The organism is Methylobacterium sp. E-046 (assembly GCF_022829625.1).
Taxonomy (GTDB): domain Bacteria; phylum Pseudomonadota; class Alphaproteobacteria; order Rhizobiales; family Beijerinckiaceae; genus Methylobacterium; species Methylobacterium longum.
The window spans coordinates 1-527 of sequence record NZ_JAKSYP010000141.1 but is presented as its reverse complement, the minus strand read 5'-3'; the positions used below and the strand labels follow the sequence as shown (position 1 = coordinate 527).

Here is a 527-nt window from a genome sequence, read left to right as displayed (position 1 = left end):
CGCGGGCAGTTCCACGGCGGCGCTGATGATCGAGGACGACGTGCACCTCGAGCGGGCGATGCGCGCGGGCCACCGGCGCATCGCCTTCCACAGCGAGGACGAGGAGCGGCTTCAGGCCCGCAAGCCGCTGTTCAGCCGGGGGGCTGCTAGACGCTTACGACGACGCTCTGGCCGAGGATGATGGCGACTGAGCTGGCATTATCCAATTGCCTGCGGGTGTGGCGAGGGCGTGCCAGAGTACGTGTCTGCTTTCAAAGGGCAGCCGGTATGTGGCCTCCGGTGCAACATGATGCGGCGGACAGTGGGCCACCTGTAAGCGACGAGGATCATCACCTTTCCGGGTCAGGCCGGGCAACGTGTCACGGCTGCCACGTGATCGACAGCGCCCTCAGTGAGGCTGACGGCACGCCATTCACCGTCGATCTTCACCTCGCAGGCCTGCGGCTTAGGCTTCGTCATATCTGCGAGGTGCAATAGGCTGAGCGAGCCCACCCCATGTTGAGCAGCGGTCGTGCCGGCCTCGCGCA

2 pseudogenes are annotated in these 527 nt (G+C 65.7%); one reads left to right on the top strand and one right to left on the bottom strand.

Annotated elements, in window-relative coordinates:
• A pseudogene (locus tag MKK82_RS12660) lies at window positions 1-181 on the top strand (hypothetical protein); the annotation flags it as partial.
• Window positions 182-342: 161 nt separating this feature from the next.
• Here MKK82_RS12660 and MKK82_RS12655 read toward each other — a convergent pair.
• Window positions 343-527, bottom strand: a pseudogene (locus MKK82_RS12655) (hypothetical protein); the annotation flags it as partial.